Origin of the sequence: Bacteroides sp. RTP31139st1_H2_RTP31139_211217 (genome assembly GCF_040227615.1) — a bacterium.
In the GTDB taxonomy this organism is placed as follows: Bacteria; Bacteroidota; Bacteroidia; order Bacteroidales; family Bacteroidaceae; genus Bacteroides; species Bacteroides uniformis.
The window spans coordinates 1-7,969 of the sequence record NZ_JBCNZM010000189.1 but is presented as its reverse complement, the minus strand read 5'-3'; the positions used below and the strand labels follow the sequence as shown (position 1 = coordinate 7,969).

8 protein-coding genes and 1 pseudogene are annotated in these 7,969 nt (G+C 46.5%); 2 read left to right on the top strand and 7 right to left on the bottom strand.

Features of this window, described 5'->3' with window-relative positions:
- A partial coding sequence (locus tag ABUA47_RS21155; protein WP_410520193.1) for a peroxiredoxin family protein occupies positions 1 to 239 on the top strand: 239 nt, incomplete at its 5' end.
- Positions 240 to 340: 101 nt separating this feature from the next.
- The gene (locus tag ABUA47_RS21150) at positions 341 to 1,579 is read left to right on the top strand and encodes a carcinine hydrolase/isopenicillin-N N-acyltransferase family protein (RefSeq protein WP_035450006.1); all 1,239 of its coding nucleotides are present in this window, start codon (positions 341 to 343) and stop codon (positions 1,577 to 1,579) included.
- Here the strand turns inward: ABUA47_RS21150 and miaA are convergent.
- The 7 genes and pseudogenes from miaA to ABUA47_RS21115 form a co-directional block, all read right to left on the bottom strand.
- Complete coding sequence (gene miaA, locus ABUA47_RS21145; protein WP_035450004.1) at positions 1,555 to 2,460, bottom strand: tRNA (adenosine(37)-N6)-dimethylallyltransferase MiaA; 906 nt, start codon at positions 2,458 to 2,460, stop codon at positions 1,555 to 1,557. The two genes, ABUA47_RS21150 and miaA, sit on opposite strands and share 25 nt — an antisense overlap.
- Positions 2,461 to 2,568: 108 nt before the next feature.
- The gene (locus ABUA47_RS21140) at positions 2,569 to 3,123 is read right to left on the bottom strand and encodes an IS1096 element passenger TnpR family protein (RefSeq protein ID WP_005823714.1); all 555 of its coding nucleotides are present in this window, start codon (positions 3,121 to 3,123) and stop codon (positions 2,569 to 2,571) included.
- Positions 3,124 to 3,171: 48 nt separating this feature from the next.
- A complete protein-coding gene (gene lpxA / locus ABUA47_RS21135) occupies positions 3,172 to 3,948 on the bottom strand; it encodes an acyl-ACP--UDP-N-acetylglucosamine O-acyltransferase (protein ID WP_005823711.1) in 777 nt (258 codons plus the stop codon).
- Positions 3,949 to 4,085: 137 nt separating this feature from the next.
- Positions 4,086 to 5,471, bottom strand: coding sequence for a bifunctional UDP-3-O-[3-hydroxymyristoyl] N-acetylglucosamine deacetylase/3-hydroxyacyl-ACP dehydratase (locus ABUA47_RS21130; protein WP_005823709.1), 1,386 nt, complete (start codon positions 5,469 to 5,471; stop codon positions 4,086 to 4,088).
- A 3-nt stretch (positions 5,472 to 5,474) separates the two neighbouring features.
- On the bottom strand, positions 5,475 to 6,515 hold the full coding sequence (lpxD, locus tag ABUA47_RS21125) for a UDP-3-O-(3-hydroxymyristoyl)glucosamine N-acyltransferase (RefSeq protein ID WP_005835349.1): 1,041 nt from the start codon (positions 6,513 to 6,515) through the stop codon (positions 5,475 to 5,477).
- An 84-nt stretch (positions 6,516 to 6,599) separates the two neighbouring features.
- On the bottom strand, positions 6,600 to 7,826 hold the full coding sequence (locus ABUA47_RS21120; protein WP_005835351.1) for an HD domain-containing protein: 1,227 nt from the start codon (positions 7,824 to 7,826) through the stop codon (positions 6,600 to 6,602).
- A gap of 6 nt (positions 7,827 to 7,832) precedes the next feature.
- Positions 7,833 to 7,969: pseudogene (locus tag ABUA47_RS21115) on the bottom strand (orotidine 5'-phosphate decarboxylase); the annotation flags it as partial.

Sequence of the window (7,969 nt, the reverse complement as noted above, 5' to 3'; positions counted from 1 at the left end):
CCTATCTTGCTACGACTTTTGACAGTGCTGCACAAATAAAGAAAATTGTAGAGAGCCGTCCTTTCCTCTTTACCCAGATAGCCGATGACTTGTTTTTTTTCGAGACCTTTCATGTGAGTGGTATGCCGGTCACTATACTGGTGGATAAGAAAGGCATTATCCGTCATATAGAACAAGGTACTGGAACTGCGAAACTTCGGTATATGCAGGATAAGTTGCAGAAACTTGTCAGCGAATAATTCTTTCCTGATGAATAGGGGATAAGGATTTCAGAGGATTTCTTTTGCCCTTTCACAGATTATCATACCTTTGCGAATATAAATCTAAGGAAGGCAAGGTTATGATAAAACATCTTTTTTTAATATGGGGACTGCTTGCGGCACTCACTGCTGAGCCGGTTCTGGCTTGTACATCTGCCGTCGTTTCTGGAAAGGTTACTCCTGACGGCCGTCCGTTGCTATGGAAAAACCGTGATACGGACTATCTGCGAAATCATGTTGCTTATATAAAAGGGGAGAAGTATAACTTCATTGCTGATGTGAATAGTGACAACTTTCCTGATTTGAAGGAGGCATGGGTCGGTACCAATTCTGCCGGCTTTGCCTTGATGAACACCCAATCCTACAATCTGGTGGAAGTGAAAGATGGGGAAGAACGGGGGGCAGCCAATGGGAGGATTATCTACCGCGCTTTGGAGGTTTGTGCCACGGTGGAGGATTTCCGTCACTTCCTTGATACTATTTCCAAGCCCAGCTTGATAGAGGCTAATTTTGGCGTAATCGACGCTCAAGGCGGTGCCGCCGTATTTGAGGTGGATTATTATAAATATACGATGTATGATGCCAATAATCCCAAAGATGCTCCTTACGGCTACATTGCCCGTACCAACTTCTCTTTTGCCGGTGAAGCAAATCGGGGGGCAGGTTATGTACGCTATATGGAGGCAGACAGGGTACTGATGAGGGCTTCTGCAACGGGAGGGATCACACCGCAGGGTATATTCAATGATCTTTCACGTTCGTTTCGCAACGGCATGCTCGATATTGATTTGAAGAGCGGGAAGTTTAATCGCCCGCAAGGTTCCGGTTGGTTTGTCGACCAGGATTTTATTCCCCGTAACAGTACTTCTTGTTCCATTGTGGTGCAGGGCGTAAAACAGGGTGAGAAGGCGGAACTTACTACGATGTGGACACTGCTGGGATATCCTCCTACGGGCATTGCCGTGCCACTTTGGGTGAAGGATGCGGATAAATTTCTGCCTTCGATGGTGTGTTGGGACAAGGCGTGTGCCGCCGCTCCGCTCAGTGATTGGTCACTCCGGCTTTCCAATAATGTCTTCTGTTACAATCAGGGAATGGGAACCAATCGTTATCTGAATTGGGAAAAACTGTACAATATGGAGAATAACGGCTATATGCAACAGCTTGTTCCGGTGGAGGCAGAGGTGTTTCGCCGTACATGCCCATTGTTGGACAGTTGGAGACAGCAAGGAAGCATTGATTCTCAAGAAATGCAGAAGCTCTATCAAGATGTGGAAGTACTTGTCCGAAAGGCTTATACGCCTTTGATGGAGCAATGACAGTATTCCAGTATTTCCCTTTCCTGCTTAGGGTGGAACCAGCGGATTTCCTCGTCCCGTTTGAACCAGGTCATTTGCTTACGAGAATAGATGCGTGAGTTCTGCTTTATCTTCTCAATGGCAAAGGGTAATGTCCATTCGCCGTCCAAGTACTTGAATATTTCTTTGTAGCCTACTGTATTTAGGGAATTTAGACTTTTATGCGGGTAGACCATGCGCGCTTCTTCCACTAAACCCTCTTCCACCATTTGGTCCACCCGGCAGTTGATGCGTTCATAAAGCTCTTCCCGGTTACGTGTTAATCCTATTTTGATGATACGGAAGGGGCGTTCTTTCTTTTGTTGAGTGCGGAAGGAAGTGTAGGCCTTTCCCGTCATGTAGCAGATTTCCAAAGCATGGACTACGCGTTTGGGATTCTTCAAATCTACTATTTTGTAATATTCCGGATCCAACAGCTTAAGTTCCGTACAAAGTCTTTCCAGACCTTCTGTTTCGTATTTGTGCAGCATGAGCTGGCGTGTATCGGCATCTACGGTCGGAATGTCGTCAATTCCTTTACAGACTGCATCTACATACATCATTGAGCCTCCGGTCAGCAGTACGGTGTTATGCTTTGTAAACAGGTCTTCCAGCAGCTTCATCACTTCCGCTTCGTATTGGGCGGCACTGTAATAGTCTGTCAGCTTCAGGGTACCGACGAAGTGATGCTGTACCCGTTGCAGTTGCTCCGGTGTAGGGGCAGCCGTGCCTATCTTTAAATCTGCATAGAGTTGTCTCGAATCGGCCGAGACGATACAAGTATGGAAATGTTCTGCCAATCGGAGGCTGAGCTCTGTTTTGCCTACTCCGGTGGGACCGATAAGTACGATTAGGGTGTGCATGCGGGTAAAAAAATAGGCACGGATTACGCGGATTACACGGAATATTCAATAACAACCGTGTGTTTCCGTGTAATCCGTGCCTAAAAGAAATCTGTATGGTATGTCTGTTTAATATTTCTCTTCTTCAAAGGAGTTTCCGGCTTCGTCCAAACCGCCGAAACCCTCTTTGTCGAAATCTTCCATATCGAAGTCCTGGTCGCCGTAAAAGTTTTCGTCCAAATCAAGGGAACCGCCAGCAGCTGCCATCTCTTCAAAATCAATGGTCTGCTTGGGAGCTTCACCTGCCTTCTTGGTGCATTTGGCTCCTTTCATTTCCTTTCCGGTAATGATTTCAGAAAGCTCGATGAAGAAGCAGCGCTCAGTCATATAATCGAATACATAGAGAAGTTTCTGCTTCTCGTCTTCAACCAGTTCGCTCAACTGGGTCTCTTTCATCACCCAACTGTCCATTTCCGGATTGTCATCCATTTCTTCCAGCGTAATTTCTTTCTCTTTCTCCCAGTCATCATCGCAAATGAAGAAAGAAGTCATCTGGTCGTTAGTGTAGCCTGCCGACTTTAGAATCGCTTCATGGAAGTCATAAAAGGTAGCTTCCGGGTCTATCTGTATTTCTCTGACAAAATCGTCCACCTCATCAGAGATGATTGTAAATCTGTAGATCATGATGATTTATAATTTATGATTTCTGACTTTGTGTAAATCATACGTTTTTCATTTTCCTGCGGGGATAATGCCGCGGGCTGATTCACGTATAAAGTTTACGATATAGCTTATTTCCGGTGTCATTTCCATTTCATCCTCGATTTTCTTCAAGGCATCCGTATTGTTCAGACCGCCTTGATAGATAATACGATAGGCATCATGGATTTTCTCAATGGTCTCGTTGGAGAAGCCACGGCGGCGTAACCCTACCACATTGATTCCCGCATAGCAGATAGGCTCGCGTCCGGCAATGATGTACGGCGGGATGTCCTTGCTGAAACGGCAGCCGCCTTGTATCATTCCATAACCGCCCACATGGCAGAATTGGTGCATCAGTACATTGGCACTGATGATGGAATAATCGTCGATGACAATTTCACCCGCCATTTTTGTAGAGTTGCCAATGATACAGCTGTTGCCTATCAGAGCATCGTGGGCCACGTGTACACTTTCCATCAGGAGATTGTTGTTGCCGACGATGGTTCTGCCTTTGGCAGCTGTACCGCGGTTGACAGTTACGTTTTCACGTATGATATTGTTGTCTCCGATTTCAGCAGTGCTTTCCTCCCCTCTGAACTTTAAATCTTGGGGAATGGCACCGATAACGGCTCCCGGGAAAATGGTGTTTCCATTGCCGATGCGTGCACCGTACAGAATGTTGACATTTGCCATAATCTTGTTGTTATCACCGATTACCACATTCTTGTCAATGAAAACAAAAGGAGCAATCTCTACGTTTTCCCCGATTTTGGCTTCGGGATGAATATACGCTAAGGGACTTATCATATTATTTACGATTTAGCTATTTACGATTTACGATTGAGAATACTTGCGATTTACTGTATATACGATTTTATCCGAATGTGATAATTCTCACGAGTAATTTGAATCGTAAATCGTAAATAGTCTAATCGTAAATTTTATTATTTGTTCTTAACTATTTGCGCCATAAACTCTGCTTCGCAGACAACTTTTTCGCCTACAAACACATAGCCTTTCATGGTAGAGATGCCGCGGCGTATGGGGGCCATCAGCTCTACACGGAAGATGAGGGTATCTCCAGGTACCACTTTCTGGCGGAATTTCACACCGTCAATCTTCATGAAGTAGGTGGAGTAACGTTCCGGTTCATCTACTGAATTCAGTACAAGCAAACCTCCCGTCTGTGCCATTGCCTCTATCTGCAACACACCGGGCATTACGGGTTCCTGCGGGAAGTGTCCCTGAAAGAAAGGTTCGTTGGAAGTTACGTTCTTGACACCTACAATGTAGTTGGCACCTATTTCTATGACCTTGTCCACCAATTGCATCGGGTAACGGTGAGGCAGAAGTTCGCGGATGCGGTTTACATCCATAATCGGTTCGCGGTTGCAGTCGTAGGTAGGGGCTTGTATTTCGTGCAAACGGATTTCCTTGCGCATCTGGCGGGCGAACTTATTGTTGATAGTGTGTCCCGGGCGGGTAGCGATGATACGGCCCTTGATGGGCTTGCCTATCAAGGCCAGGTCACCGATGACATCAAGTAACTTGTGGCGGGCGCATTCATTGGGCCACACCAAAGGTTTGTGGTTGATATATCCCAATTGTTTGGCGTCCATATGAGGAACACCCATCACGTCGGCCAGCTTGTCATAGTTCTCCTGGGACATTTCGCGTTCGTAAATAACAATCGCATTGTCAAGGTCGCCGCCCTTGATAAGACCGGCTTGCAGCAACGGCTCAATTTCGCGTACAAACACGAAAGTACGGCTTGCGGCGATTTCATCCTTGAACTTCGTCATGTCCTCCAGCGTTGCAAACTGGTTGGGGAGGATGTTGGAATCGTATGATACCAATACATTCAAGCTGAAGTTCTCGTCCGGCAACACGATGATGGAAGAGCCGGTTGTTTCGTCACGGAATTCAATTTTGGACTTGATGATATAGAAATCTTTTACGGCATTTTGTTCTACAGTGCCTACGCGCTCTATTTCGTTGACATAATATTGGGCGCTTCCGTCCAGAATGGGAAATTCCGGTCCGTTTACCTGTATCAAGCAGTTATCGATACCCAATGCATAGAGGGCTGCCATACCATGCTCCACTGTGCTCACCTTTACTCCGTTTTTGGAGATTACAGTTCCACGGGTAGTTTCGGATACGTTGTCTGCAACGGCATCGAAGGTAGGCTGTCCTTCCAAGTCGATACGTTGGATTTTGTATCCATGGTTATCCGGAGCAGGATTGAAAGTAACGGTTAGGTCAAGTCCCGTATGAAGACCTTTTCCACTAAGCGAAAAGCTATCTTTTAGAGTCTTTTGTTTTAACATTGGTTACTTATTTAATTGTTGTTTAAGTTCATTCAATTCTTTGCGGAGCTGGCGCAGTTCCACTTGCATTTCCGGCAAACTTCTTTGTGCGATGGATGCCTTGAAATATTGTTTCAGCTCCATAGGAGGGGTACCGATAAGCTGGCTACCGTCCTTTATGCTACTGGGAACACCAGACTGTGCGCCAAGGTTTACTTTGTTGCCAATATGAATATGACCTGCAATGCCTACCTGCCCGCCGAACATGCACCATTCTCCTATCTTGGTAGAACCTGCTACACCTACTTGCGCCGCCATTACGGTGTGGGAGCCTATTTCATCATTGTGTGCCACTTGAATCAAATTATCCAGTTTCACGCCGCTATGTACGATGGTGGCTCCCATAGTAGCACGGTCCACACACGTGTTGGCACCGATTTCCACATGGTCTTCCAGGATAGTGATACCTATTTGCGGTATTTTTTCATAGCCCTCGGAAGTGGGGGCGAAGCCGAAACCGTCTGCACCGATAACGCAACCGGAGTGCAGGATGCAGTGGTTTCCTACCCGGCAATCGTGGTAGATGGTGGAGTTAGCGTAAATAATACAGTCATTGCCCACTTTGGCACCGCTGCCAATCGTGACGTGCGGATGAATGACCGTATTGTCTCCCACCTCTGCGTATTCGCCAATGCAGGCAAAAGGCGCAATGTAAACATCCTTGCCAATTTTAGCTGTCTCGGCAACAAAGGCCAGAGAGTCAATTCCCACCCGCTTTGGCTTGCTTTGCTCATAAAGATTTAGCAATTTAGCAAGACTTTCATACGCATTGTCCACTTTAATCAGGGTGGCTTTCACTTCTTGTTCCGGAACAAAGTCCTTGTTTACCAGAACAATGCTTGATTGGGTTTCGTATATGTAGGGGGTATATTTGGGGTTGGATAGAAAGGAGATGGCTCCCGGTATTCCCTCTTCGATTTTCGCAAAGGTGTGAACGGTAGCATTCTCGTCTCCAACAATTTCTCCTTGGATAAATGTTGCAATTTGTTTAGCAGAGAACTCCATGTCTTATTCTTGTTAGATGGTTTCAAAACGCAAATAACGGACTTTTTTTTTATATTTCCTTGTCCTGAGGTGAATATTTTATACTTATCTATGCAAACGTTGGTAGCATAAGTAGTACTTTTTTACTTTCTTGGACAGAAGAGAGATATTGAGCATATCCGATGCTTCGGCAATATTCTTGATGCTGCCGTCGTTGTAGAGGATGTCAATACTGTCATCTGCCTCGTCGTACATATTCTTCTCGATGCTGGGGGTAGAGATGAAATATCTCGCTTCGGAGAGAGGGATGTTCAGTTGTTCACTGATTTGCAAAGTTAGTTCTTTTTTCCGTTCCTCACTAATAGGTTCGGTAGAAATCTCGACTTTGAAGATGTTTCGGTTAATCATGCCGGCGCTCAGGGTGGACAAAACCTTGTCCGAATGGCGGCTCCATACCTTGAGGGCAGTCCAGATGTCATTATCGTCCAACTGAATGAAATTCTCCAAACATTCGGGATTGTTGTAGAATGCCTCCCGGCTGATGTCGTTGTATAGAAAGAATTTCAAGGCGGGTGAGGCAAAGAGGTCTATGCCGCGGCTTGCCAGTTCCTTGGCGCGGAGCAGGGTGCTAATCAGCATTTTCTCGTAAGCAACGGAGGTTTTGTGCAGATAGACTTGCCAGTACATCAGGCGGCGGGCGGTGAGGAAGTTCTCAATAGAATAGATGCCTTTGGACTCTACTACCAGGTGGTCATCCTTTACATCCAGCATCTTGATAATGCGGGCGGAGCCAATGTTGCCTTCGGTCACTCCGGTATAGAAGCTGTCGCGGCGCAGGTAGTCCAGGCGGTCCATATCCAGTTGCCCGCTTACCAGTTGGTGCAGGAAGCGCTTGGGGTATTCATCCTTGAAAATTTGAATGGCGAGTGTCAACTGTCCGTTCATTTCCTTGTTGATACGTTCCATCAGCATCAAGGAGATGTCTTCGTGGGAGACGCCCTGCACGATGGTATTTTCCAGTACGTGGGAGAAGGGTCCGTGGCCGATGTCGTGCATCAGGATAGCGGCTTCCACAGCTTCGGCTTCGCTGTCGAAGATAAAGTTTCCTTTGGTGGCAAGTTGCTGGATGGCCTCACTCATTAGGTAGAAGGCTCCCAAAGAGTGTTGGAACCGTGTATGCTGCGCACCGGGATATACGACAGAGGACAACCCCAGTTGCTTGATACGGTTTAGACGTTGCAAAAGGGGATGTCGTACAACATCGTACAACAACCCCTTTGGTATGTTGATGAACCCGAAGACAGGGTCGTTGATAATCTTTCTTTCGAACATTAAGCGTTAGTCGTTAATCACTTTTTTCAACTCTTCCGCCATCTGTGCCTGCACTTCTTGGGCTGCTTTTCGGCTGGCGGCGGCGAAGTTCTCTGTCTTGTCCACGTAGATGATGCCACGGCTGGAGTTGACAATCAGGCCGC

Coding starts and splice junctions, on each gene's coding strand:
- miaA (WP_035450004.1), bottom strand. CDS start 2,460: ATGCACACCCTAATCGTACTTATCGGTCCCACCGGAGTAGGCAAAACA.
- ABUA47_RS21150 (WP_035450006.1), top strand. CDS start 341: ATGATAAAACATCTTTTTTTAATATGGGGACTGCTTGCGGCACTCACT.
- lpxD (WP_005835349.1), bottom strand. CDS start 6,515: ATGGAGTTCTCTGCTAAACAAATTGCAACATTTATCCAAGGAGAAATT.
- lpxA (WP_005823711.1), bottom strand. CDS start 3,948: ATGATAAGTCCCTTAGCGTATATTCATCCCGAAGCCAAAATCGGGGAA.
- ABUA47_RS21130 (WP_005823709.1), bottom strand. CDS start 5,471: ATGTTAAAACAAAAGACTCTAAAAGATAGCTTTTCGCTTAGTGGAAAA.
- ABUA47_RS21140 (WP_005823714.1), bottom strand. CDS start 3,123: ATGATCTACAGATTTACAATCATCTCTGATGAGGTGGACGATTTTGTC.
- ABUA47_RS21120 (WP_005835351.1), bottom strand. CDS start 7,826: ATGTTCGAAAGAAAGATTATCAACGACCCTGTCTTCGGGTTCATCAAC.